Below are 26,229 nucleotides of genomic sequence, written 5' to 3'. Positions count from 1 at the left end.
TATCTTTAGGCTCATCGATGATAAAGTTAGAGAGCATGGTGCATCCACTCCAAGCTAAAATGGCGCAGAAAACCAAGCAATTAGCTGATGCCGGTAGATTGCGTCAGCGCCGCGTTGTGGGCGCTGGGTTAATTGATTTTAGCCACAATGACTACCTTGGCCTAGCTAGCTGTGAGCCAATGAGAGCCGCTGCGGCTAAGGGCGCAGAGCGTTATGGTGTTGGCGCGAAAGCCTCACCACTTGTTTCTGGATATAGTCAGGCGCATCAAGCCCTAGAGCAGGCGCTTTGCCAGGCGACTGGCCATCAAGCTTGTTTGCTATTTTGCTCAGGGTTTAGTGCTAATTCAGCATTAATAGAAACCCTATTTGATAGTGATAACACAGTTGTTGCCGACAAGCTTATTCACGCCAGCGTTATTGATGGCATCAAGCATAGTGGCGCGAAACTAAAACGCTTTTTGCACAATGACATTGAAAGCGCGCAGCGAATCCTGACCAAACTTGAACCTACCGTGGTGCTGACTGAAAGTACATTTAGTATGGACGGTGATCGCGCGCCGCTTAACGAGTTATCAGCGCTTTGCAAGCAACACGGCAGCTGGCTGATTGTCGATGATGCCCACGGTTTTGGGATAACTGGCAATGGCATACAGGTTAACTGCAACAAGTTAAGCGCAGTTTCGGCTGACATTGCTGATATTCAAGTGATCACTTTTGGTAAAGCTCTCGGTTGTCAGGGAGCGGCGGTATTAGGCTCAAAGCAGGTAATTGATTATTTAGTTGCTAATGCTCGCCACTATATTTACTCCACCGCCTTATCGCCTGCCAATGCCTATGTGGCGCTTGCGGCAATTAACTATATCCAAGCCACGCCAACGCTAATTGACAAGCTAAATAATAATATTGCCCTGTTTCGGTCGCTATATCAGCAATCTGACGTGAGCCGTCAGTATCTATTAGCTGATTCTGCGACACCTATTCAGCCAATCATTATTGGTGCAGATAGCGAAGTTGTTGCGCTGGCAAATAAGCTATCAAAGCTTGGCTTTGTAGTGGGCGCAATACGCTCGCCAACGGTGCCTAAAGGTGCCGCCAGATTGCGGATTACCTTATCTGCCACTCATACAAGCGAGCAAATTACCAATTTGGTTGATGCGTTATCTTTGTCTTTAAGCTAGCTGAGTAGGCTCATCGGTACATCCGTAGAACGATACAAAGGCAAAAACCATTTTTATCACACAAACAGTTTTAAGAGCCGTATTAACTTTATGACATCAAAGCCGAACGTCGCCAACACATTTTCTCAAGCTGCCACTTGTTATAAGCAGCATGACGTCGTGCAGCGGCAAACCGCATCGCGCTTACATGAGTTAATGCACAAGCAAGATATCGCTGCGCCCTTGAAAGGCCCGTTACTTGATATAGGTTGTGGTCCAGGTACGGATTTTTCAGCATTTAGCCAAGTAGACCAAGTAACTGGTGTTGATATTGCGCCAGGAATGCTAGCTCAGCTACGTGCTAACTTTCCCCGCTATCAGACCTTACAATGCGATGTGCAAAACCTAACGCTTAGCGATGACTGTACAGCCAATGTGTATTCAAATCTCGCGCTGCAGTGGTGTGACGATTTACCCAAAGCGATATCACAACTTAATCGCGTGCTATTGCCATCTGGCAACTGTTTTATTGCGACTGTGGTCGATGGCAGTTTGCCTGAACTTAAGGCGCTTGGATTCAGAGTAAACCGCTTTTTAAGCATGCCCAAAGTGATGAGTGCTTTTGGCGTCGTCAGTGGCGCCAATTTGCAAGTAGCAACTGGCGAGCCGTGCGCTAGCGAGCAGTCGCTGGTCAGTCAAAACTGGTTGATCAAACACGCCAAAGTTGAAAAGGTGACCGTGCATTTTGATAGCCTTAAATCGCTGTTATATTCCATAAAAGGTGTGGGCGCATCTGCAAGCTCAGACAGTGAAGCGGGTGAGGCATTAACTAAGTCTCAATGGCGACAAAGACAAAAGTTGTCTGAGGGGTTAAGAACTACCGAGGGCATACCTTTGACTTACCATATCGCCATTATTCACGCTGAAAAGTTAGCGACAAAGGCCTAGCTTTTAACTGGCTCATTTGTAACTACAAGCAAAGCCCTACAGTAAAAGGATAAAGACATTGATTTACTTTGTGACAGGAACCGATACCGATAGTGGCAAAACCTTGGTGTCATCGGCGCTGCTGTCTTTAGCTAAAGGCAGTAAATTTGGCTTAAAACCTATAGCGTCAGGTTGTGAAGTGACAAGTGAAGGACTGCGTAACGCCGATGCCTTAGCCTTGATGGAACAGGCTAATGTGGAGCTTGATTATCACATTGTTAACCCTATCGCGTTTGAGCCAGCTATCGCGCCGCATATTGCCGCGGCCAATCAAGGGTTAGCGCTAACTGAGCAGCGGGTAACTGAGGTAATAAACCAGGCGCCAATAAAGGATGTTGACTTCGCCTTAATCGAAGGCGCTGGTGGCTGGCTACTACCATTGGGCGGCGACCAGCTTATGTCGCGCGCGATCAAGCAACTTGAACAAAATCTAAGTCAAGATGGCAATAAACTTGGCGTGATATTGGTTGTGGGCATGAAACTTGGCTGCTTAAACCATGCGCTGTTAACTCAGCAAGCAATTGAGGCTGATGGACTCGAAATAGCGGGTTGGGTTGCTAATCAAGTTGATGCGGAAATGAGTGAAATTGATGCCAACTTAGCGAGTTTAAAAACGCTAATGACTAGCCCATTTCTTGGCTACATTCCTCACCTAAATAACGCAAAAACTGAGCACGCAAGTCAGTTCATTGATATCGAAAAACTCACGCTTTAAATCCAAAACACTTAGCTTACATTTGAGCAACAGATATCACGATATATAACGCCACATATACCCACATATAAATAATAGCGCTAAGACAATTAAAGCTGCGAACAAATAAAAAACCGCATATCACTATGCAGTTTTTTATTGTTCTTTTTTGGTGGACTGATTAGCAGTCGTTAGCGTTTATTTTTGGAACTGGTAAACGCTGCCAAGTTTTAAGACTTGGGTTAATTCATCAAGTGCGGTGCGCGACTCTATAATTAACTGTGGGTCAGCTAAGTCAGCAACCGTTAGCGTATCGCGATAGTGCTTATCTACCCAGGTATTTAAGCGAGTAAATAGTGCATCATTCATTAAGGTGTTTTGGTTAACCGCAGCCACTTCATGCTCGTTCATTGCTACACGTAAACGCAGACACGCTGGGCCGCCACCATTCTGCATGCTTTGCTTCACATCGTAGTAGCGCACTTGCTTAATCGGTGTGCCAAGTGTCACTAGCTCGTTTAGATAAGCGTGAACCGCTGGGTTTTCTTCACAATCTGTTGGCGCAATGATCGCCATTTCACCGTTTGGTAGGGTGATGATTTGCGTGTTGAACAGGTAGCTCTTAACCGCATCTTGAATTGAAACCTGCTCAGTTGCCACTTTCACAAAGTGTACGTCAGTGTTCATTTTTCGGCGGATTTCATCAAACTTAGCTGCCGTATCTACAAATGCCTGTTCGTGGTAGAACAGCACATTTTGGTTGCCCACAGAAATAACGTCGTTATGGAATACACCTTGGTCAATGACATCAGGATTTTGCTGCATGAATACGCAGCTTTCATCATCTAATTGATGCAAACGCGCAACAGCTTGAGAAGCTTCAAGGGTTTGACGGGCAGGGAATTTCTTTGGCTTAGGCGCATTTGGGTTCATCGCCTGTTGGCCGTATACAAATAGCTCAACGCCAGCATGACCATAATCGCTACATAGACGCGTATGGTTTGCAGCACCTTCGTCACCAAAGCTTGCATGCTCTGGTAAGTGTTGATGATGCTGAAAGTGTTTCTCATCACTAAATGTTGCTTTTAAGATGTTGCCGGTAGTTGTTGGCTCGATTGAGCGGTGAAGCTTGTCAACCAGATTCGCTGGGGTGAAGTGCACTTTACCATTACGAGTATCGGCTGATGGCGATACGGTTGCAGCGTTTGCCGTCCACATACTTGATGCGCTGCAGCAGGCATTTAACAGCATAGGCGCTTGCTTTGCTGCTTGGGTTAACACTTCTGCGTCACTACCGCTAAAGCCCATACGACGAAGCGAATAAAGATCAGGACGCTCTTGCGGCGCTAATACACCTTGAACCATGCCTAAGTCAGCCAAGGCTTTTGCTTTGGCTAAGCCTTGCTTGGCAGCGGCTTTTGGGTTTGATGCTTGCGCAGCGTTGCTATAAGAGGCTACGTTACCAAAAGATAAGCCAGCATAGTTGTGGGTTGGGCCAACCAGTCCATCAAAGTTCGCTTCGAAGTGTTTCATTCGTATTCCTTGAAGTCAGTGAATTATTGTAATTATGGGGGCAAACTGCCGTGATTAGCGAGTTTTTGCAACAAAAGTCTATTGCATAAAAATAGAACTTCGCCACCGAATGTTTTGCACAATACTGCATCTCAGTGGATGCTAATTTACCGCCAGTATACTCATGCGCAAGGGCTTCACAAGTCGTACTATTTTTGTCCAATATAATAAAAGTGACTAAAAATGCACAATAGTGATTGCTTGTTAGGTAAATATGAAATATTACTTTTTAATAACGCAAAAAAAATTTTTTCATTTTTTTAATTTGATTAAAAAATGGCACACTGGACACATAAAAACGCGATTAACTTGAAACTCGCGGCGCAACACTCTATATATGTAACCAATTTTCTATCCTTTGAGACTATTTGGCGTAAATTAATTTATGGGTAAATCGCTAGTTATTGTCGAATCACCGGCCAAAGCCAAGACAATCAACAAATATCTTGGTAAAGAATACATCGTTAAGTCGAGTGTAGGTCACGTCCGTGATTTGCCAACGTCGTCGACATCAGATGGCAGCAAGGGCGGCAAAACTGCTGCTGAAGTGCGCAAAATGTCACCTGAAGAAAAAGCCAAATATAAGAAAGCACGTGATCAAAAAGCCTTGGTTGCTCGCATGGGGGTTAACCCTGAAAAGTCTTGGGCGGCTAAGTATCAAATTCTTCCCGGCAAAGAAAAAGTCGTAAAAGAGCTTAAAACCCTTGCAGAGTCAGCTGACCAAATCTATCTCGCAACCGATTTGGACCGCGAAGGGGAAGCCATTGCCTGGCACTTGCAAGAAATTATCGGCGGTGAAGACTCACGCTATCAACGCGTAGTGTTCAACGAGATCACTAAGTCTGCGATTCAAGACGCATTTAGTAAACCATCGGCACTTGATACCAATATGGTTAATGCTCAGCAAGCGCGTCGTTTCCTCGACCGTGTTGTGGGCTTTATGGTGTCACCATTATTATGGAAAAAAGTTGCACGTGGCTTATCAGCAGGGCGCGTTCAATCTGTTGCTGTGCGCTTAGTGGTAGAGCGCGAAGGCGAAATTAAAGCCTTTGTTCCTGAAGAGTTTTGGGACATTCATGCCAAGCTAAATACCAGCAGTGCTGAAGCGCTAAAAATGCAGGTCAGCAAGTATCAATCTGCTGCATTTAACCCGATTAATGAAGCGCAAGCGCAAGTTGCTGTCGACGCGCTGAAAGACGCGAGCTTCACGGTTACAGGCCGTGAAGACAAAGCAACGTCAAGCAGACCTTCTGCACCTTATATTACTTCAACACTGCAGCAAGCGGCATCAACCCGTTTAGGCTTTGGCGTGAAGAAAACCATGATGATGGCGCAGCGCCTATACGAAGCCGGTCACATCACTTATATGCGTACCGACTCCACCAACTTAAGCCAAGAAGCACTGGATAATGTGCGTGAGCTTATCGGCGGCGAGTATGGTGATAAGTACCTACCGAAAGATCCTATTCGTTACGGAAGTAAAGAAGGTGCACAAGAGGCGCACGAAGCGATTCGTCCATCGAATGTTAAAGTGAAGTCTACTTCATTGACTGACATGGAGCGTGATGCGCAGCGTCTGTATGAACTAATTTGGCGTCAGTTTGTTGCGTGTCAGATGACACCTGCAAAATACGATGCAACGCGTTTAACTGTTACAGCTGGCGATTACGAGCTGAAAGCCAGTGGACGTACCTTGCGCTTTGATGGTTGGACGCGCGTGCAGCCGCCAATGAGCAAGAAAAACGAAGAAGACAACACCTTACCAGTGGTTGAAAAGGGCGATAGTTTATCCCTTGCAGACCTAATGCCTAAGCAGCACTTTACCAAGCCGCCTGCACGTTACAGTGAAGCATCGCTAGTAAAAGAGCTAGAAAAGCGTGGTATTGGCCGTCCATCAACTTACGCGACCATTATTTCGACTATTCAAGACCGTGGTTATGTGAAAGTTGAAAATCGCCGTTTCTTCGCTGAGAAGATGGGTGAGATTGTCAGCGAGCGTCTGGTAGATAGCTTTAATGATTTAATGAGCTACGATTTTACCGCTGGCATGGAGCAAACACTTGATGATGTGGCTCAAGGCAAGCTTGATTGGAAGAAAGTACTCGACGGTTTCTATGGTGATTTCACCAAGCAACTAGGTAAAGCTGAGCTAGACCCTGAAGAAGGCGGTATGCGCCCGAATGAGATGGTCGTCACTGACATTGAGTGTCCGACATGTGGTCGCCCAATGGGTATTCGTACTGGCTCAACCGGTGTATTCCTCGGTTGTTCTGGTTATGCATTGCCACCAAAAGAGCGCTGCAAAACCACACTTAACTTAACGCCAGGTGAAGAAGCGGTAAGTGACACCGAAGAAGGTGAAACTGATGCACTGCGCGCTAAGAAGCGTTGTAAAATCTGTGGTACCGCCATGGACAGCTACCTAATCGATGAGAAGCGTAAATTGCATGTGTGTGGTAACAACCCTACATGTGAAGGCTTTGACGTCGAAGAGGGCACCTTTAAGATCAAGGGGTACGATGGTCCTATCATTGAGTGCGACAAGTGCGGCAGTGATATGGAGTTGAAGAACGGCCGCTTTGGTAAGTACTTTGGTTGTACTAACCCAGATTGTAAGAACACCCGTAAACTGCTGAAAAGCGGTGAAGCGGCGCCACCAAAGGAAGATCCTATTTTCTTGCCAGAGCTAAAATGTACTAAGTCAGATGCGCACTTTGTACTACGTGATGGCGCAGCAGGTATCTTCTTAGCGGCTAGCACCTTCCCGAAATCGCGCGAAACCCGTGCGCCTTTGGTTGAAGAGCTGGTTAAATACCGTGAGTTACTATGGCCTAAGTACCAGTTCTTAGCTGATGCACCGGTGAAAGATGACGACGGTAACCCAACGCTGGTGAAGTTTAGCCGTAAGACCAAAGAGCAATACGTTGCCAGTGAGAAAGACGGTAAAGCCACAGGTTGGTCAGCGAAATTTATCGCAGGTAAATGGGTCGCTGAAAACACCAAGAAGAAACCAAAAGCGAAAGCTAAAAAGGCTTCATAACTGAGTCTATTGGTTTAGTCGATTAGCTATTAAATGCCACTGATTGAGTCATCATTCAGTGGCATTTTTGTGTGTGCTTTAGCGTTTACGATAGGCACTAGGTGGCACACCTGTCCATTGTTTAAAGGTGCGGGTGAAAGGGCTGGTTTCTGCAAATCCTAAATAATGGCTGATTTGCTCTATCGACAGTTCACTGTGAGCGAGTAGCTCGATGGCCTTGTCGCGCTTGAGTTGATTCTTTAACGCGATAAAGCTATTGCCCTCATCGCTCAATCTTCTTTGTAAGGTATAAGGTGCAAGGTTAAGCTTGGCTGCGACTTTATCTAAGCTAGGGAGCTCAGGTATTTCGGGTATTCGCGCTTGTAGCGTACTTTGCAGTATTTCTCCCACTCGGGCAGAGTAACTTTGGCTGTGAAACTGCAGCATCAACAAGTTTGCAATAGGGTTTGTTAGCAGCTGCTCAAGTGCTGCTAAGCCGCGTTTATTTTCTTTTACGAGTAAGCGTTTGTCGAAATTGAGCTTAGCTCTCGGTGCGTTAAACTTAATGGGTGCGCCGTAAAAGACCAATGCGTAGTCTCTCGCGTGCACAGGCGCAGCAAAGGGCAATTCAATCGCTGTGATGGGTATAATCGACTGACTGTACCAACTGAGCATGCGGTGAATAAAGAACAAGCCAAACTCATACACAAATAGCTGTGATTGCAAAGCTAAATCTAGTTTTGGCAGCGATACCTTACATTCATCTGCAACGATTTCAATCTCAATACTTAAGTCATTGTCCATCACCTGATTATATTGCTTGAGGCGTTTTAGCACGTGCTCAAGGTTTTTAGCGGTGATCATAAAGTGGCTCATTATCGCGAAATTGCCAATCGGCAAAATCTGCTCGCCATGTCCGAGTAACTCATCTTTACCCGCAAGCATTAACTGAGTGATCAACTCGCCATACTGACGCAGTGAGATACGTGCACTTGGCTGCATGAGTAATTGGCTCGGGATACGACATTGCTGCAGAATGTTGGATTTCTCATCATCGCTAATTGGCACTTTGGCTAGTGCGGTTTGCGCGAACGCCACACTGATCGAGATATTATTGATTGAGACGTTGCTGCTTGAATGACTTGCCATCGAATTTGTTTATTGATATCAACTTTTAAGGCGTATTTATCTATATTTAGGCAAATTTTGTTATAAAGTGTCAAGTTTATGTGGTGTGGTGTCATTCTTTTTATCTTGTAACGATGAATAATAAAGGTGTACTCAATAACAAGGAAATCTGGTAATGGCTGTTCCTCCAATTTTAAAACAAGGTTTATCTGTGCCAGCAGTCGCTGCGCCGCTATTTATTATTTCTGGCCCTGAGCTGGTCATTGCCCAATGTAAGGCGGGCATTGTAGGCTCATTCCCGTCACTAAATGCGAGAGGCGAGGGTGAGTTTGAAAAATGGCTTATTCAAATTACCGAAGAGTTAGCAACGTACAATAAGGCAAACCCAGACAAGCCGGCAGCGCCTTTTGCGGTTAATCAGATTGTGCACCGCTCGAACAATCGCTTAGAAGAAGACTTAGCCTTGTGCGTTAAGTACAAGGTGCCGATTGTGATCACCTCTTTGGGCGCGCGCGTCGAAGTGAATGAAGCTGTGCATTCATATGGCGGAATTGTATTGCACGATATCATCAATAATACCTTTGCCAAAAAAGCGATTGCTAAGGGTGCAGATGGTTTAATTGCAGTGGCTGCAGGCGCAGGTGGCCATGCAGGCACCCAATCGCCACTGGCACTTATTTCAGAAATTCGTGAATGGTTTGATGGCCCGTTATTATTATCTGGCTCAATTGCCAACGGCGATTCTATTTTGGCTGCACAGGCGATGGGCGCTGACCTAGGTTATATTGGCTCTGCGTTTATCTCGACCACGGAAGCGCGTGCGCTAGAAGATTATAAGCAGTGTATTGTCGATAGCAGTGCTGAAGACATCGTGTACAGCAACCTATTTACTGGTATTCATGGTAACTACCTAAAGCCATCGATTGTTAACGCTGGTATGGACCCTGACAATTTGCCTGAAAGTGACCCAAGTAAGATGGACTTTGGCTCAGGTGGCAATACCGATAAGAAAGCCTGGAAAGATATCTGGGGTTGCGGGCAAGGGATCGGCGCGATTAAGAAAGTACAAAGCGCAGGTGATTTGGTAGCAGATTTAAAGCAACAGTATGATGCTGCATTTGCTCGCCTTGCTAATTTTCAGCGCTAAACTCTAGCGTTAGTTCTAGCATTAATTTTAAGAGCTGGCTTTTAGCGTCAATCGTCAAAGCGAGCCTTTAGAACTGACGTAAATAAAATGCCTGGGCTGACTCTATAACATGAGTCAATCCCAGGCATTTTTGTTGGAACTTAAGCTATTTCTATTAACGATTCAGCTAAGCCTAAGCCTAAGCCTAAGCCTCAGCAATCACGATAGGATGAAATTAACCGCAGCGCTGGCATGCAGTGACGTGGTATCAAATAATGGCAGCTGGCAATCGGCTTGTTGAACCAAAAGGCCGATTTCTGTGCAACCTAAAATTACCCCTTGCGCGCCTTGCTCTTCGAGCTTTCTGATAACATCAAGATAAATTTGCTTCGACTCAGTCTTAATCACGCCATGGCAAAGCTCTTGATAAATTATGTCGTGCACTAGCTGCATATCTTTGTCATCAGGTGTTACAACGTCAATGGCAAACCTGTCTTCAAGGCGCTGTTTATAAAACGCTTCGCGCATGGTAAAGCCTGTGCCGAGCAACCCCACCTTGTTGATGCCTTGTGAGTGCAAGGCCTGCGCTGTTGGGTCTACGATGTGCAGCAGCGGCACGGTAACCGCTTTTGCTACACCTGCGGCAACTTTATGCATGGTGTTGGTACAAATCACAATTGCATCAGCACCTGCAAGCTGCAGCGCTTGCGCAGCCTCTGCTAAGCTTTGCGTTGCCTGCAGCCATTCACCTTGAGATTGCATTTGCGCTATAGGTGCAAAATCGACACTGTTAAGAAGAATCTTGGCGCTGTGTAATCCGCCAAGGCGCTCACCAACTTCGGTGTTAATTAGCTGATAATAACTCATGGTTGACTGCCAACTCATGCCGCCAATAAGGCCAATGGTTTTCATTAAATTTTTACCTCAATAGACACGTCGTCACATTGTAATAATGACCATTGTTAATTGGCTACTTACTTAGGTCGTTATACAAGGTATCAATCCACCTTTTCTCGGTGATAAACCGCCAGCCCCAGCTTTTGTATTTCTCTGGCACGCCTGCTGCGTGGATTTGCTCCAATGATTTACCCGCCTGAATTTGTCCTCGCATCCAGTTAATGCTGTCATCAAGCATATGCTTAAACTCGCGAAGCTCAGCTTTACTGGCCATTTCGCCATGGCCTGGAATGATTTGAATGTCGTCTGGGATCTTAAGTAGGATCTTTGCGATGTTATCACGATAGCCCATTACAGAGCCGCCGCCTTTTAAATCTACGTAAGGGAAGCGGTCTTTAAAGTACAAATCGCCCATGTGGATAACATTACTTTGCTGCCAGTGCACAACACTGTCGCCATCGGTATGACCCGCACCAAGATGAATGACGTCTAAAGTGTCATTGTTAAAATGAATATGGATGCCCTGATCATAGGTGATAACAGGCAGTGCAGTTTTAGGTGTTTTTGGGTTATCACTTAAACGTTTCAGTACGTTGTGATGGGCGAGTATGGTGCCATGCTCGCCGAAATGGCTATTGCCGCCAGTATGATCGCCGTGATAGTGGGTATTAATCACGTATTTGGGTCTTGCATCAGCTTTGCCACCGCCTTGTTGATGTAAGTGACGTAGTGCCCGTTCAATTTTACCTGCTAGCGGCGCAAATTGATCGTCAATAATCAAGAGTCCATCTTCACCACTTGAAACCCCTATATTGCCGCCAGAGCCAGTCAGCAGATACACATTGTCGGTAAGCTTGGTTGCACTAATCTCAACATCTTTAAACCTGTCATCATCAGCCTTTGCTGAAAAAATTGATAAAGCAGTGAGCAACAATGCAAAGCTCACCAGAATAGGGCGCGTACGATTGTTACCTTGGAGCTTGTTTGGCAATCTTGATTTGCTAGAAAATGGTTGAACGCGTGAAGATGGCGCTAGGGATGGCTTCATAGGGCTTCCTTACTTTAATTATTATTTTCTCTTGAGTCTGTTGATGCATAGGCTAGGCTTTCGTAAAACCTAAAAGCTGGCTGCATATACAACTTAGCTGCAAATACGTAAAAAAACACCTAAACGATCAGCACAGCATCTCGTTTAGGTGTTTGGTGTTTCGCTAAGGGATAAACTTTTAATGCATCAGTAGAATAAAACTCTTGTTCTAACCTAGCGATTATGAACATTTATCGCGCGTTTCCTTATGGGATTAATGAGCTTTGAGTAAACAAGCCTCTTTAGCAGGGATGCTAAAGCGGAGCCATCAGGGATGATTTAACGGCGTCTTGCGCAATCAAAGCTCGTTAACCTTTAGTACATGACAAATAATCAATCGCTCATGCGCTCACCCTTGGTCCAAGGCAGCAGTCTCTTGGCGGTTTGGTCTGCAATCCCCAATCTAATCGCGCTTTTATGGCGCATCACATACAAGCCTTGATAACAAAGAGGTACTAGGTACAAACTGGTTACCGTCGAAAAGGTCAGGCCGCCAATAATCGCGATTGCCATTGGTGAATATGGCGGGCCGCCGCCACCAATTTGGGTGTCACCCATAGCAAGCGGAACCAGTCCCAACACCGTTGTGGAGACTGTCATTAACACAGGGCGCAAACGGGTTTGACACACCTTGATAATGGTATCGCTAAGCTCGTCTAATTCTGGCGTCATCTGATTGATTTGGTCAACCAGTACAATGCCATTGTTTACCACAATACCCATTAAGATCAGAATACCAATCATTGCCATCACTGACATTGGGGTAAAGGTTATCCATAATCCCCAAAATACGCCGGTAATTGAGAACAAGATTGAGGTGATAATTGCTGTTGGCAATACCAGCGACTCAAACAAGGCCGCCATTACGATGTAAATCATTGCCAATGCCAGCACCATGTTTACTGCCATAATTGCCTGATCTTCATCCTGGCGTTGGAATCCACCGCGCAACGAATAGTCATAACCGTAGGGGAAGTTAACCGTTTCCATCACCTTAGTGATTTGCTTTTGTGCTTCCTCAGTGGTCATGTCCTCAAGGTTGGCACCAATAGACAGTGCAGTTTGGCGATTGTAATGCCTAATGGTGTCAAACCTTGGCTGAATATTGATTTGCGCAATGCTATCTAAGGTATAAACGTGGTCACCTTGGCGCACAATAGGCAGCTGCTTTAGGTTCTCTAACGACTGTTGCCAGCTTTTATCAAAGCTCATTTCAATGCGAAGCTCGCCACTTGGATCATGACGATATGAACGTAGCGGCGTACCACGCAGTGCAATGGCAACATTCGAGGCAATCTCTTGCAATGGCAAATCAAGTCTTGCCGCCATTTCGCGGTTAATAATCACAATGACTTCTTGCTGGGCACTGTTCACCTCAGAGCGCACATCCACTAAACCTTCGATGGTACTTAGTAGCGGCACGACTTGCTCACTAATGCGGATAAGCTCGGTGGTAGAGCGACCTGTTAGGGTAATGCGCACACCATTATTGTCGCCGCCCCAACCAAATTGCGGCGTGGCAATCGAGTATTTAGGGAAGCCTTCGCGGATCTCTTTTTTCAATGCCGCCATATCCACATCTAGGTCTTTTTCAAGCAAGATGGTGGTTTGAGTACTGTCTGGCGAGTAGTAGCTATAAACCGAGTCGATATGAAACTTCTCTTTGTTGGCATAAAGGTAGGTTTCCATGCGGTCAATAACTGACTCTGTGACATTGAGGCTGTGGCGACCTTTTAGCTGATAGTTAATGTACAGTCTGTCGTTACCTTCACCGTCACTTTGGTCTTGCTGCACCATCGATAGCGGCAGGGCGGTTGATGCCAGAATCACGATTGCGGCAACGCCTGAGCGTTTCGGGCGAGTTAATATCCAGCGTAAGCTGCGCTGATAAAACCTTGCTAGCATGCCCGGCTCTTTTTCAGGTGTTACCTCAAAGTCGAACACATTCAGCATTAGCGGAATTAAGGTTTTAGCAACAAGTAGTGATGCGGCAAGCGAAATACAAATCGAAATCGCCACATGCTCTAAAAAGATAGTGAGCTCAACCTTAACGCCAAAAATATTGGGCAAAAATACAATTGCGGTAGTCAGCGTGCCTGCAAGTACTGCAAGTGATACTTTATCAACCCCTAGAAGTAGCGCTTTTTTCTCTTGTGGCTGTTCCGCTTGTGACTGTTTGCCCAGTGGAAGCCCCTGATTATCTAGTGATGACTGCGCCGCTTTTTGTTTTTCCTGCAGCACGCTTTCTGTTACTACCACTGCGTTATCAATCAGCATACCGACAGCAAGCAGCAGTCCCATCATCGATAGAATGTTCAAGGTGTAGCCTAAAAAGTACATGCCAGCTAAGGTCATACACAGTGAAATTGGCACCGAAGACACCACCACTAGGGTCATCTTAAGGTTACGTAAGAACAGGTACAGCACGCCAAATGACAGTAGGGCACCAATCAAGCCTGAGATAAGTAAGTCTTTAAGTGATGACTTTACTCCAAAAGCTTGGTCTTCCATTACAAACAGCTTGATGCCATTAAACTGTTTATCTTGCTTGGTTTGCTCAATCACCTTGAGCACGCGCTCAGACACTGCTACTAGATTAGCGCCTGATTCTTTGAATACATCCAAACCCACCGCGTACTTACCATCTAGGCGGCGGCCTTCGCGTTTCTCTGGCAGTGAAAAGCTGACATCGGCAAAGTCTTCTAAACGAACACCCGGTTTGATCACTAATTGCTTAATGTCATCGAGATTAGTGAACTCGCCCTTAGGTGATACCTGATAAACCTGATTGTTAGCGCGCAGCGTGCCAGCACTTAAGACGAAGTTTTCGCGCATTAAACGTTGCTGCAACGCTTGGCTGCCAACACCAGCCGCTGCAAGGCGGTCTGCGTCTATACGGATTTCAACTTGCTTTTGCTCGACGCCATAAAGGGTCACCTTTGATACGCCTTCAACCCGCTCTAACGGCTTACGTAGCTGCTTTTCAAGTAAGTCATAAGCGTTGGAAAGCTCACGCTCACTTGAAATTCGTATGGTTAAAATCGGCATATCTGAGGTCGAGAACTGACGGATAAATACCCGCTCAACATCGCGTGGTAACAGATGCCGCACAGAGTCGACTTTCTCTCGCGCCTCTAAGCTTTTAGTCGCAACCGCTTCGCCCCATTTCATATTTAGGCGAATAAACGCGCCTTCTTGGGTCGAGTCGCTGCGCATTTCTTCAATGCCGCCCATAGTTGCTAAGGCTTCTTCAAGCACCTTAGTGATTTCGCGCTCAACCTCAGCAGGCGTCGAGCCTTTATAAGGCACTTCTACCATGATTTGCGGTATATCAATGCCAGGGAACATCTCCAGCGGTAGCAGTCTGCTTGCCGCCATGCCAAATAGCATAATGGCGACAAAAAACATGCTGGTGGTAACAGGGCGATTTAGCGCCAGTTTGGTGAGGTTCATACTCGCTCCTCCACTAACTGCGCAGCTGAGTTATCATCAGACGTTTTAGTGGTTTCAACTTTGAACTGTTTGCGGTCAAACAGCCCATACAGCGCCGGAATAACCAATAAGGTAAGGGCAGTGGCGATACATAAACCAAATATCACGGTAATGGCCATTGGTGCACGTACTTCACTACCGTCTCCCACACCGATAGCCATTGGCAACAAACCTAGGGTAGTGGTCATGGTGGTCATTAAAATTGGGCGCAGGCGCGATTTAGCCGCTTCACTAATGGCGTCAATTTTATCTTTACCCTGACGGCGTAGCTGATTGATACGGTCAACTAATACAATGGCGTTATTCACCACAATACCTGCCAGCATAATCAAGCCGATGAATACCACCACGCTCAAGTGAGTGTTCGTGATAAACAAGCCCAATACGCTACCGCTGACTGCCATTGGTACAGCGACCAAAATCAGCAGCGGATGCAGCAACGACTCAAACTGACTTGCCATAACTAGATATACCAAGCAAACAGCTAGCACCAGCGCGATTTTAAGTGATTGGAATGAATGCTCCATCTCTTCATTTTGGCCACCAAATCGTGCTTGAATTGAGCTCGGAATCGCTTGAGCTTTAAGGATTTGATTCGCTTCAGCGACCGCTTCTGTTAAATCGCCATAAGCTAGGTTTGACGACACAATGGCCACACGTTGCTGGCTTACGCGGTTAATGGCTGACGGGCCAGTTTGTAGCTCAACATCGGCAATGGCGCTCAGTGGAATTGGCTGGCTGCTGTTTGGGTTAATGATCATCGAGGCGATATCACTAATGTGATTACGCTCTTCAAGCTCACTACGCACCAAAATATCAACCTTGCGATCACGCACCGTGTATTGACTAGCAATAGTGCCGCCTACACGCTGGGCTACACGATTAGCAACAGTAGGTGCATCCATACCCAGCGCCGCTAGGCGGTCATGATCAAAACGAATGCTGATCTCAGGCTGACCATCACGCAAGCTGGTGTTGATATCAATAAAGCGCTCAGATTGCGACAGTGCACTCACTAAACGGTCTGCAGTCGCTTTTAGCTGAGCAAGGTCGTAACCTGCAAGCTCAATTTCAAGGGGCGTTTTAAAGCTAAATAGCTCAGGGTGGTCAATGTTTGCTTCAAGCTCAGGCATCTTCATTGCGGTATTGCGCAGCACTTGTTTTACCTGAGCATAGGCTTGAGGCGAGTTTAGCACCACTTGCAAGCGGCCCCAGTTTTCACCGCCTCTGGCGGTATCTGAGGTCATCAAGCCGCCGCTACCAGCCTGGCTATAAGCATGCTTAACTTGTTCCATGTCGTTAATTGACCAAGCTAGCTGCTGCAGCGCGCGGTCAGTTTGGCTAACTGAGGTGCCAGGCGGCAGTAAAATCTCCACATAAAACTCACCCTGGTTCATCGGCGGAATAAGCTCCATGCCAAGGCGCGGGAATAAACTGGCACAGCCCACAGTTGCGCTGATGGCAATAATAAGGGTAATAACTTGATGCTTTAACGCTTGTTTTAATACTGAGTGGTACACAGTTTCGACTGTGCGATACACCAGATTAAACGCTGCTAAAAACGGCTTAGTGATCATCGCAAATAGCCAGCGCATAAAGCGGCCAATAATCATCGCAAGAGTCAGCAGCCCAGCTGGTAGATAGCTAAATAGCAGTTTTACTGGGAAGGTCAGCACGGCAACACTGTAGTGCTTAACTTTCTGCCACTTGGTTGTGAGCATAGGTTTTGCTTGCTCAGTTTGTGCTTGCGGCAGAGATTTAAACCCTTGACGTGACGCCAACATAGGAATGGCGGTTAACGCCACAAACAAAGAAGCAAGAAGGGCGAAGGTGACCGTCATTGCTTGGTCTGAAAACAGCGCGCCAGCAATACCATCGACAAACACCAGTGGAATAAATACTGCCAGTGTGGTCAGTGTTGATGCGAAAATCGCGCCCGATACTTCTTTGGTGCCTTTTACGGCCGCATCTAAGCGCGATAAGCCTTGCGCCTTATAGCGGTCGATGTTTTCTAGTACCACAATGGCGTTGTCAACTAACAAACCAATGGCTAGAGCAATACCGCCTAACGACATAATGTTTAGGCTGATCTCAGCAAAGTACATCATATTAAAGGTGGCGATAACTGAAAACGGAATCGAGATTGAGATAATCAAAGTAGCGATAATATCTTTCAAAAATAAATAGATAACTAACATCGCCAGCAAACTACCGATAAAAGCTGCTGAGGTGACTTCGTTTACCGCACTTTGAATAAACTCAGACTGGTCGTAAATAATCGACAGGTTTTGCTCGTCAGCTTGCGCCGTTACTTTATTTGTAGCGTCATCAGCATGAGCTTTGGCAACGATTGTTCCATCAGATTGCTCATCATCTTTTGCAGCGCCACTGTCCGTTTCTGTAGATGCTTTAGCAACCTGTAGTTGGTTTTGCTCAGCTTGCATTGCGTTGATTTTAGCTAGCTCGGCTTTAAGCTTTTTCGCTACCGCAACTGTGTTGGCATCACCTTCTTTATAAATGGCGAGTTCAATTGATTCGTAATCACCAATACGGGTGATATCGCTACGCTCTTTATAAGCATCTTCAATGGTCGCAATTTCATTTAACCGTACCAGCTTTTGGCCATCGCGAAACACAATCACCTGACCAAGCTCTTCTAAAGAGTGGAACTGGTTTAGGGTGCGAACCAGGTATTCTTTGTCTGACTGAATAACTTTACCCGCCGACAAATTGATGTTCTCTTGATTAATGCGGCGTTTAATATCGTCGGCGTTCAAGTTAAGTTGGGTCAGCTTTTGCTGGTTAAGCAAAATGTGTACTTCTTGCTCTAAGCCACCAGAAAGCCTTACTGCTGCCACACCGGTTAGCGCTTCCAAGCGGCGCTTTAGCTCTTCTTCAGCAAAGGTGCGCTGAGATTTAAGCTGCTCAGGCGTGGCATTGGGCAATGAAAATGCAAGACGCATAATCGGGTCAAGATTAGGGTTAAAGCGCAGCAACAGTGGCTTGTTGATATCAAGTGGCAGCTCAATGGTGTCAAGCTTTTCACGTACTTCAAGGCTTGCCATATCCATGTTGGTGCCCCATTCAAACTCAAGCACTACATCTGACATGCCTGAGCGTGAAATTGAGCTGATTTTGCGCAGGCCCTTTACCACGCCTACCGCTTCTTCAATCGGCTTAGATACAAGCTGTTCAACTTCGACTGGCGCAGCACCATCATAGGCGGTGCGAATAGTCACGCTTGGGTAACTTAAATCTGGTAGCAGTTTGACTGCCAAACGTGTGAAGCCAACAACACCAAACAGCATAATGGCGAACATGAACATCCACACGGTAACTGGTCGCTTTACCGAGGTATTGATAATTGACATGTGAGACTCCGTGGTTATTGAGGTGCGGCTTGGCTAGTTTGCTCAGGCGCGTTGTTGGCGAGCTGACCTAAAGGCGTCACTATTTCAACCAGTGACTGATCTTTTAGGTTTTGCTGACCGCGAATAACGATGCGCTCGTCAGCATTGACGCCAGAGATAACCTCAACCAGATTGTTCTCACGGTAACCTAGGGTAACTTCGCGTCGCTCAGCCGTGGTGTCGTTAATCACATACACAGCATGCACGTTATCTTGGTTAATCAGGGCGTTGTAAGGTACGGCTAGTACGTCTTCATGGGTATCGTATTTAATCTCTACACGCGTAAACATACCGGCTTTTAAACGCGCATCCTCATTAGGTACGGCTAATGTCACTTTAAAGGTGCCGCTTTGGGCATCAACAATTGGGCTAATGCGCAGCACATTTGCATCTACTGCTACAGGTGAGTTGCTACGGTGCTGGCTAATCACGCTTGCTTGTTGACCAAGTTTTAAACTAGGCAGTTGTTGCTCAGGCAAGTGCACAATGCCGTGCAGCTCATCTTGGTTTACAACATAAAATAGCTCTTGGAATTCTTTGGCCATATTGCCAACTTTGACGTGACGTTTGGCAATCACGCCGTCGATAGGCGAGGTGATAAAGCTTTCTTTAACATGCAGCTTGGCAAGGTCGCGCTGCGCTTTAGCTGCTTGTAGGTTGAACTCAAGTTTCGCCATGGTGTCTTGGCTAATAAACTCTTTGTTGTTCATCTTATTTAAGCGGTCTAGCTCTTGCTCAATGATTTTTACTTCTGCCACTGCGCGGTTGTAATCGTATTCCTGACGCTCAGCGTTGATTACTGCTAATACTTGACCTTGCTTAACACGGTCACCTTCTTCTACGTTAATCGCTTTAATCAAGCCTGCTATACGTGTAGTAACGTGGGATTCTTCTGGCGCTTCTAAGGTTGCAGTGGTGCTGTAGAAGGAAGATACATCGGCCAGTTGCACTTTTGCGGTTTCAACCGGGATTGCATATTGTTTTTCTTCTCCCTCTTTTGCGGTATCAGCTGGTGCTTGCTCACAAGCCGTTAAAGTTAGTAGCGCTGCAAAAGGAAGTGCCAAAGTCAGTTTGTTGAACCTTTCCATAGGAATACCTGCCCACATCTTGTCGATTTAATTAATTTTACTGGTGAAACTCACCACCGTTTGAATAGCAATGATTTAGCAGCTTCTGTGCCAAGGTTTAAACCTGTTTAAATTCAAATGCTTACTCTAAAATCTGGTTTGTGACAGCCGAACGTTAATTTAATTAGATGATCAAAATGTAGTGAAAATGTTGAACAGTTGGCGAAAATTAACAAAGCTTCATTCAAACGGCTTAAACCGTGTGCCAACAGCTTGTGAAATGAATGTTTGATTGGGTATGAGTAGGGAAACAAGCATGAAAAAGCTGGCCATTAACGCCAGCTTTTAATTTAGCTCCAAAGATGTGAGCAGGTAAAAACGGCTGCTAACTAAAACTGCTCATTGAGCATTTCAATCAGCTCGGTCTCGGTTGTAGGCACTTTGGCGAGTTCGACATTAACCGGATCTGAACCATTGAGCATGTAGGCGTTAGTGGTTAAATGATCATGGTGAAACCATTTTCCGTTAACACATACATCGGTATAACACTTAGGGCATTTCTTTAATTCCATCGTAGTCTCCTAATTCCGGTGAGTCGACCTGTGTAAACCTACCTCAGTCATTCGCCGCTCAAAGTGATCTGGATCAATCTCGCCGCACATTTATGGTGATCAATGTCACTTTTACTCGGCTGGCTCATCAATTTGCCTCTTGACTCTCATGCCACTCAATGTATCTTTATAGTGTAAAGTTTACGCTGTAAGGATGTTTTGTGGTATGCAGCTAGGTCGACAAAAAAGGAGAGCGAATGACCATGACAGACTTTGATGCAATCGTAATTGGCGCAGGTAACGGCGGGTTAACAGCCGCTGCCACCTTGCAAAGAGGCGGGGCAAGAACCTTGCTGCTTGAGCGCCATAATATTCCCGGCGGCTGCGCGACTTCATTTGTTCGCGGTAATTTTGAGTTTGAAGTGGCGCTGCACCAACTCAGCGGTATGGGTACTGAAAAACAACCTTTCATTATGCGTCAGGTGTTTGCTGAGCTTGGCATTATGGACAAGTTAGATGTGGTGGTTGAGCGCGACCTATATCGCTATGTTATGCCAGCCAAAGACGGTGCTGAGCATGCGATTGACATTACCTTGCCAGCAAGTTGGAAAGGACTGGAGAAAACCTTAGTTGAACACTTCCCAGATGAAGCACCAGCGATAAGTAAGTTCCTCGCCTTGTGTGAGGGCTTGTCGATGGAGTGCTTTATGGTGCTACCAAAAGCCAAGCGCATAACCGACGAGCAAGAATTTACCGCGACCTGCCCGTTATTTACTCAATATGGTTTGCAGAGCGCAAAAGATGTTTTGGATGGCTTCTTTAAAAGTCGTGAGTTAAAAGCGTTAGTTGCCGCATATTGGTGTTACCTTGGTATGCCGCCAAAAGATTTTGCCTTTAAAGATCTTGCTATCATGTTTTACTCCTACGCAGCATTCAAACCTTGCCATGTAAAAGGCGGCTCGCAAGCGATTTCCAGCGCCTTGCTTGAGTCATTTCTCGCAGCCGGCGGCGAGGTCAAATTTAACTGCGGCGCCGAGAAAATCTTAACCGAGAATAGTCAGGTTAAAGCCGTAGTAACAGAGAGCGGTGAAACCTTTAGCTGCCAGCAAATAATCTCAAACATTAGTCCGCAGCATACATTCAACGAGCTGTTAGACATTCCTACACCTAAGCAAGCCGCACAAGACATGAAGTCGCGCCGCTTAGGTACGTCAGCATTTGTGCTTTATATCGGTCTTGATTGTGCGCCGCAAGATATCGGTGTCACTGCCGCATCTAGCTTTATTGTGGACGACTTAGAAGAAGATATTGCTCACGACTTAATGAGCACTATCGCGCCGCCAAAGCATACCATGTTGACCTGTTATAACTATGACGACCCAAGCTTTGCACCTGAGGGCAAATCGGCTATCTCGCTAGTGTGCTTGCAATACGGCGAGCCATGGCAAAACATTACAGCAGAAGATTATGCCGCAGCTAAATATCAGTTTGCTGAGCATTTACTTGATCACGCTGAGCGTGTATTCCCTAACATTCGCGCCCATATCGAAGAGATTGAGGCTGCAACACCGCTGACTATGATGCGTTACCTTAATACTCCGGGCGGCGCGATATATGGCTTTCAGCAAAACACTCAAGATGCCAATATCTTCCGGCGCCGTATTGACCAAGTCAAAGGTCTACACATGGCGGGTAGTTGGATGGGCATGGGGGGATTCCAGCCCACCTATATGGCTGGGCACACAACAGCAAAAGGCGTGTTAAAGGCGTTTGCTGCGGCGAGTCAGCAACAAGCTCAACCATCTCAACAAGCTCAATCACCTCAATCAAGTGCAACTCAGCAAGTCGATGCGCAAAAGGAGACCGCTCATGTCTAATACTGCTAAGCAATCAGCGCCAGTAAATGTTCTACATGCAGTGGCGGGATACGATAAAGCCCTGATGCAGCAAAAAGCCTTGTATCAGTCGGGGAGCGACTTTAATGAGCAAAACGGCGCGGTTAAAAATACTGTTGCGAAATTGCACCCAAAGCGCATTCAGCTGCGGGTGTCTGAGGTGATTAAAGAAACACCATCAACCGTGACTTTACGCTTAGTAAGCAAAGGTAAACCGCTGCCACCGTTTCAAGCTGGGCAATACATTAACTTGTTCGTCAATATTGATGGCACCGACACCGCGAGGCCTTATGCGATTTCATCCGCACCGCAGCAGCGTGATTATTACGATTTAACCATTAAGCGTGTAGAGGGTGGCTTTGTTTCTAATCATTTAATTGATGATGTAAAGCAAGGCGATAGCTTTGAAAGCTCAGGCCCAATGGGCACGTTTTACCATAACCCATTGTTTCATGGTGATGATCTGGTGTTTATTGCAGGTGGCTCAGGTATCGCGCCCGCTAGAGCCATGATAGAAGATATGGCACAAAACAAGTTTGTTGAGCGTAAAGCGCAGCAAAAAATGCACTTGATATACACTAGCAGTTATCAAGATGACGTTATCTTTGCAGATGAAGTGAAACAGCTTGAACAGCAGCATGACTTTCTAACTGTCACCTGGATTATTACTCGTCCACAAGCAGGCTATCAGGGCAGAACCGGACGTTTAACGGTTGAAACGTTAACTGAGCTGCTAGGTGATGATACAGCGGCATTACAAAACAAGATGTACTATGTGTGTGGCCCAACGGCGTTTCATGACCATTGTGAAATGCTGCTGCGAGATTTAAAGATCAAAGCGCGCCGGGTACGTATTGAGTGTAACGGGCCACCGAAAAATCCACAGAATTTACCTGGGTGGCCAGCAAATGTGAAAGCCGAAGATGTGATAACCGTTACCATTAAAGGCCAAGGCGAGTTTCAGGCGAGGGTAGATGAGCCACTGCTAAATAGCATGGAGCGACACGGCTTTAGCGCAGAGAATGCGTGCCGTTCAGGTGAATGCAGTTTGTGCAGGGTTAAGGTACTACAAGGTGAGGTATTTAATCCCAAAGAAGCCAAACTACGCTCAACCGATGAAGCCTATGGCTGGTGTCATTCGTGTGTGGCGTTCCCATTGTCAGATATTGAGATCATGATTTAGCGGTCAGCATATGTAGTTTGCGTTATTGAGATAAAAACCATCAGCCAATCTGATGGTTTTTTTTGGTTTTAGGCCTTAGTTGCTTGTTTTTATCACCTATATCGACTGCTGTTTATTCGTACAGTTATAACTGGGTCACAAAATTCGCTTCTCGTCATGTGAGTGAAAAAATTCTCGGTTTACGAAATAGGATACTGTTAAGGTATTGATTTTTTTATTGGTTTAAGAGCTTTAAGGGTTACATAACGAGACCAAATAATTCTCGGTTATCTAGATTCTCGGTTTCTCCAGTACGGGCTGCTATTGCCGTTAGTTATCAAGGCTGATAAGTTACTGGAATTATTGATTAAAAATCGTATTGTGGTTTGAGTTTCGGCTAAATTTTAATGGATTAAATCGGAATTCTCGCTAATACGCTGTTATACATATTAATAAACGAGAGAAAACGAAAGTGAGATACTATCTCTTTACATCAAAATCTAAAGTAACTGAAATATCTAGTTATCCAGCAATAGTTCTGAGGCGGGATAGCTGGGATGACTTTGGTTACAAAACAACATTAGAGTTAACATATCACCCCTCTGAAGGAGAGCCCGGGAAACCGCTAGGTCATGTTAAGATTTTAAACAAACGCGATGATTCGGGATACACGCAATTTGAAAGCCAAGAATTTGATAACTTGGGAGAGGATTATTGCTCTCTTGGGCAAAGTTCAGATTATTATCACAATATTAAGAAACTAGGGCTTCATAATGTTCTTGAAGACATTAGAGATTGTGCGATAAGTGATATTATAAGAGATGAATTCATAAATTTAGAAGGATTTAGTGCTTCTCTTCTCAGATCTAGTCGCGCTGAAAAACTATTGTATGAAGCAAAAGTTATATTTTCTAGCCAAGTCACAGTGCCTGATAATTTAAATGATGATTTTTCATTTAATTATAAGGTTCAACTGCCAAACTCAAGAGAAATAACAAGTATTAATTTCGATTTATCAAGACATGATGTTTTACCTTATAGAATAAATATAATCGTAGGGAAAAATGCTTGTGGCAAATCGCAGATATTATCGAGTTTAGCGCTACATTTGTCAGGGATGGCGTTGGATTCAGAAGGAGAAGTGTCTAGAAATAATAACAAATACCTATTTGGCGATGTTCATGTAATATCATATAGCCCATTTGACACATTCAAGGACTTGTCTGAATTAAATGGAGGGAAAGTATCAAAAAATAATATTACTTCAGGTTTGTTACCATATAATTTTTATGGGATAAGAAAGCTTGTAACTAGAGATGGCAAGCAAGAAGTACTGTTAAAGTCTCATACAGAAACAAAAAAAGAGTTGAGTAAAAGTTATAACGAAATCCTCAATAGAAATCGCCGCGACTTTCTAGCTGAAATGTTGGAAATATGCTTAGGGTGGAATGTTACAATTGGAAATCCTAAGCATGCTTTAGAAAAATATGATAGTTTTAGCAGTGGTCAAAAGATTTTATTCAAAATGATTACGGATTTTTTGTCTTCTGTAGAAAAAGATGATTTGGTATTGATTGATGAACCGGAAATATATTTGCATCCTCAAGCTGTTAGTAATTTCTATCATTGTTTAAATAAATTGCTCTCATTTACGCAGTCTTACTGTATTTTGGCAACACACTCTCCGATTCTTATCCAAGAAACTCCTTCAAAATATATTAACATAATATCTAATGTAGGATCTAATATAAAGGTTAAAAAGCCAAAGTCAGAGACTTTAGGGCAAGGTTTAAATACCATTGTAAATGAGGTTTTTAAAGTTGATTTCGATGACTTAAGTTTTTTTGATACTTTACAAAGTTTCTATGACAAAGGAGTTTCTCTACAAGAATTGGAGCAGATTCTGGGTAATAGCTTAGATTTTAGTGCAAAGAGTTATTACATGAGTTTAAGTGGTATTAGCCATGAAGACTAGTATTAGACCCAGTATCGTTGAGCCTGATAATTTTGACACTTTTATAAAGTACCGAAGGGGCACAACAAGGACCAATTTGACCAGTGTTAAAAGAAAGATACCATATTATTATCGTCATTATGATAATCATAAATCTGATGTACATAAAATAAAGCCAAACAAACTTAATGGTAATGAAAAAATTACAATGATTGATGTGTATGAAAGTTATACATCAAAAGCGATTGTTTCGTTTCGTGATACGCTATTTGAACATATCCCTTTATGTCCATATTGTGGGTTAGGAGAAACGGTACATCTAGATCATTATCTTCCTAAGAGTGCATTCTCTGAGTATGCTCTTTACACTGATAACTTAATTCCTTGTTGTTATAAGTGTAATTCCACGTATAAGAAAACTAGTTATGAAGAAGGTGGCTTTAGAGTATATTTTCATCCATATATAGACAGTGTGAACGATTTCGATGTTTTATCAGCTACCATCAGGGTGAAGAATGGAAATGTTGTCATTAACTATGGAATTAACGCTAGATCCGGCTTGGACGCGTCGACAACACTTGTTTTGAAAAAGCATTTTAAGCATTTGAAGTTGGGAATCCGATACTTAAGGTGTGCAAGTAGCTACTTATCTAATATGAAGCCTGTATTTAATGAAGCTTATGGTTTAAATCAAGATATTGAAAACCTTAAAAGCGCTCTCGATTCAAAATATACAGACGCATTAGCAGAGCATGGAAGAAACCATTGGAAAACAGCATTGTTGAGAAATCTAAAGGTTAATGATGAATTTTGTAGTGGTGGGTTTCTGAACGCATAATATGTATAACAAACTGTTTAAGAGTGATTCGCAGCGCGTGGCATTTTTACTATGCGTTGCGTTTAGTGGTTAAGGTGGTTTTCGGCAGCTCTTGTACTGCGTTGCTCACACCTTAACAGGGCGTTATATGCTATGAAGAAAATATTGCCTCACATTGAAATCGGCCTAGATCAGTACGGTGCTGTAAAAGTAA

17 protein-coding genes are annotated in these 26,229 nt (G+C 44.8%); 9 read left to right on the top strand and 8 right to left on the bottom strand.

Annotated elements, in window-relative coordinates; translation table 11 throughout:
* Positions 1–17: 17 nt before the first annotated feature.
* From G3R49_RS17700 to bioD, 3 genes are all read left to right on the top strand, one after another.
* Positions 18–1,178, top strand: coding sequence for an 8-amino-7-oxononanoate synthase (locus G3R49_RS17700; protein WP_245335401.1), 1,161 nt, complete (start codon positions 18–20; stop codon positions 1,176–1,178).
* Between the two features lie 90 nt (positions 1,179–1,268).
* Positions 1,269–2,105: a methyltransferase domain-containing protein gene (locus tag G3R49_RS17695; protein WP_167870556.1), complete on the top strand. Its 837-nt coding sequence runs from the start codon at positions 1,269–1,271 to the stop codon at positions 2,103–2,105.
* 61 nt (positions 2,106–2,166) lie between these two features.
* The gene (gene bioD, locus G3R49_RS17690) at positions 2,167–2,859 is read left to right on the top strand and encodes a dethiobiotin synthase (RefSeq protein ID WP_167870617.1); all 693 of its coding nucleotides are present in this window, start codon (positions 2,167–2,169) and stop codon (positions 2,857–2,859) included.
* Between the two features lie 177 nt (positions 2,860–3,036).
* On the opposite strand, the gene astB is transcribed toward bioD, so the two are convergent.
* Positions 3,037–4,371, bottom strand: coding sequence for an N-succinylarginine dihydrolase (gene astB, locus G3R49_RS17685; protein WP_167870555.1), 1,335 nt, complete (start codon positions 4,369–4,371; stop codon positions 3,037–3,039).
* 424 nt (positions 4,372–4,795) lie between these two features.
* Between astB and topA the strand changes: the two genes are divergently transcribed.
* Positions 4,796–7,450: a type I DNA topoisomerase gene (gene topA, locus G3R49_RS17680; RefSeq protein WP_167870554.1), complete on the top strand. Its 2,655-nt coding sequence runs from the start codon at positions 4,796–4,798 to the stop codon at positions 7,448–7,450.
* 78 nt (positions 7,451–7,528) lie between these two features.
* On the opposite strand, the gene G3R49_RS17675 is transcribed toward topA, so the two are convergent.
* Positions 7,529–8,578, bottom strand: coding sequence for an AraC family transcriptional regulator (locus G3R49_RS17675; protein WP_167870553.1), 1,050 nt, complete (start codon positions 8,576–8,578; stop codon positions 7,529–7,531).
* A gap of 154 nt (positions 8,579–8,732) precedes the next feature.
* Here G3R49_RS17675 and G3R49_RS17670 point away from each other — a divergent pair, with 154 nt between their 5' ends.
* Positions 8,733–9,704, top strand: a complete 972-nt coding sequence (locus tag G3R49_RS17670) for a nitronate monooxygenase family protein (protein ID WP_167870552.1) — start codon at positions 8,733–8,735, stop codon at positions 9,702–9,704.
* A gap of 198 nt (positions 9,705–9,902) precedes the next feature.
* Here the strand turns inward: G3R49_RS17670 and G3R49_RS17665 are convergent, their stop codons facing one another.
* From G3R49_RS17665 to G3R49_RS17640, 6 genes are all read right to left on the bottom strand, one after another.
* On the bottom strand, positions 9,903–10,595 hold the full coding sequence (locus tag G3R49_RS17665) for an aspartate/glutamate racemase family protein (RefSeq protein ID WP_130602523.1): 693 nt from the start codon (positions 10,593–10,595) through the stop codon (positions 9,903–9,905).
* A 58-nt stretch (positions 10,596–10,653) separates the two neighbouring features.
* Positions 10,654–11,628 (bottom strand): MBL fold metallo-hydrolase, encoded by a 975-nt coding sequence (locus tag G3R49_RS17660; protein ID WP_167870551.1) that lies wholly within the window; start codon positions 11,626–11,628, stop codon positions 10,654–10,656.
* Positions 11,629–12,000: 372 nt separating this feature from the next.
* The gene (locus G3R49_RS17655) at positions 12,001–15,120 is read right to left on the bottom strand and encodes an efflux RND transporter permease subunit (protein ID WP_167870550.1); all 3,120 of its coding nucleotides are present in this window, start codon (positions 15,118–15,120) and stop codon (positions 12,001–12,003) included.
* Positions 15,117–18,530 carry an efflux RND transporter permease subunit gene (locus G3R49_RS17650; RefSeq protein ID WP_167870549.1) on the bottom strand — a complete coding sequence of 1,138 codons (3,414 nt, stop codon included), beginning with the start codon at positions 18,528–18,530 and terminating at the stop codon, positions 15,117–15,119. Before G3R49_RS17650 ends, G3R49_RS17655 begins: the two co-directional genes overlap by 4 nt.
* Positions 18,531–18,544: 14 nt before the next feature.
* A complete protein-coding gene (locus G3R49_RS17645) occupies positions 18,545–19,657 on the bottom strand; it encodes an efflux RND transporter periplasmic adaptor subunit (RefSeq protein WP_167870548.1) in 1,113 nt (370 codons plus the stop codon).
* Positions 19,658–20,025: 368 nt separating this feature from the next.
* Positions 20,026–20,208 carry a hypothetical protein gene (locus tag G3R49_RS17640; RefSeq protein WP_130602533.1) on the bottom strand — a complete coding sequence of 61 codons (183 nt, stop codon included), beginning with the start codon at positions 20,206–20,208 and terminating at the stop codon, positions 20,026–20,028.
* Between the two features lie 236 nt (positions 20,209–20,444).
* Here G3R49_RS17640 and G3R49_RS17635 point away from each other — a divergent pair, with 236 nt between their 5' ends.
* From G3R49_RS17635 to G3R49_RS17620, 4 genes are all read left to right on the top strand, one after another.
* Positions 20,445–22,064 carry an NAD(P)/FAD-dependent oxidoreductase gene (locus G3R49_RS17635; RefSeq protein ID WP_245335400.1) on the top strand — a complete coding sequence of 540 codons (1,620 nt, stop codon included), beginning with the start codon at positions 20,445–20,447 and terminating at the stop codon, positions 22,062–22,064.
* A complete protein-coding gene (locus G3R49_RS17630; RefSeq protein ID WP_167870547.1) occupies positions 22,057–23,265 on the top strand; it encodes an FAD-binding oxidoreductase in 1,209 nt (402 codons plus the stop codon). The genes G3R49_RS17635 and G3R49_RS17630 overlap by 8 nt, the downstream gene beginning before the upstream one ends.
* A gap of 451 nt (positions 23,266–23,716) precedes the next feature.
* A complete protein-coding gene (locus G3R49_RS20310; protein WP_167870546.1) occupies positions 23,717–25,219 on the top strand; it encodes an AAA family ATPase in 1,503 nt (500 codons plus the stop codon).
* A gap of 76 nt (positions 25,220–25,295) precedes the next feature.
* The gene (locus tag G3R49_RS17620; protein ID WP_167870545.1) at positions 25,296–26,036 is read left to right on the top strand and encodes an HNH endonuclease; all 741 of its coding nucleotides are present in this window, start codon (positions 25,296–25,298) and stop codon (positions 26,034–26,036) included.
* The last annotated feature ends 193 nt before the right edge of the window (positions 26,037–26,229 follow it).

The organism is Shewanella sp. WXL01 (assembly GCF_012263345.1).
GTDB lineage: Bacteria > Pseudomonadota > Gammaproteobacteria > Enterobacterales > Shewanellaceae > Shewanella > Shewanella maritima.
The sequence above is the reverse complement of the archived record's forward strand: the minus strand, read 5'-3'. Positions and strand labels throughout refer to the sequence as shown.

Excerpts from the sequence above, each read along its gene's own strand:
- G3R49_RS17700 (WP_245335401.1), top strand. The coding sequence starts at position 18 with ATGATAAAGTTAGAGAGCATGGTGCATCCACTCCAAGCTAAAATGGCG.
- G3R49_RS17695 (WP_167870556.1), top strand. The coding sequence starts at position 1,269 with ATGACATCAAAGCCGAACGTCGCCAACACATTTTCTCAAGCTGCCACT.
- astB (WP_167870555.1), bottom strand. The coding sequence starts at position 4,371 with ATGAAACACTTCGAAGCGAACTTTGATGGACTGGTTGGCCCAACCCAC.
- topA (WP_167870554.1), top strand. The coding sequence starts at position 4,796 with ATGGGTAAATCGCTAGTTATTGTCGAATCACCGGCCAAAGCCAAGACA.
- G3R49_RS17675 (WP_167870553.1), bottom strand. The coding sequence starts at position 8,578 with ATGGCAAGTCATTCAAGCAGCAACGTCTCAATCAATAATATCTCGATC.
- G3R49_RS17670 (WP_167870552.1), top strand. The coding sequence starts at position 8,733 with ATGGCTGTTCCTCCAATTTTAAAACAAGGTTTATCTGTGCCAGCAGTC.
- G3R49_RS17665 (WP_130602523.1), bottom strand. The coding sequence starts at position 10,595 with ATGAAAACCATTGGCCTTATTGGCGGCATGAGTTGGCAGTCAACCATG.
- G3R49_RS17660 (WP_167870551.1), bottom strand. The coding sequence starts at position 11,628 with ATGAAGCCATCCCTAGCGCCATCTTCACGCGTTCAACCATTTTCTAGC.
- G3R49_RS17655 (WP_167870550.1), bottom strand. The coding sequence starts at position 15,120 with ATGAACCTCACCAAACTGGCGCTAAATCGCCCTGTTACCACCAGCATG.
- G3R49_RS17650 (WP_167870549.1), bottom strand. The coding sequence starts at position 18,530 with ATGTCAATTATCAATACCTCGGTAAAGCGACCAGTTACCGTGTGGATG.
- G3R49_RS17645 (WP_167870548.1), bottom strand. The coding sequence starts at position 19,657 with ATGGAAAGGTTCAACAAACTGACTTTGGCACTTCCTTTTGCAGCGCTA.
- G3R49_RS17640 (WP_130602533.1), bottom strand. The coding sequence starts at position 20,208 with ATGGAATTAAAGAAATGCCCTAAGTGTTATACCGATGTATGTGTTAAC.
- G3R49_RS17635 (WP_245335400.1), top strand. The coding sequence starts at position 20,445 with ATGACCATGACAGACTTTGATGCAATCGTAATTGGCGCAGGTAACGGC.
- G3R49_RS17630 (WP_167870547.1), top strand. The coding sequence starts at position 22,057 with ATGTCTAATACTGCTAAGCAATCAGCGCCAGTAAATGTTCTACATGCA.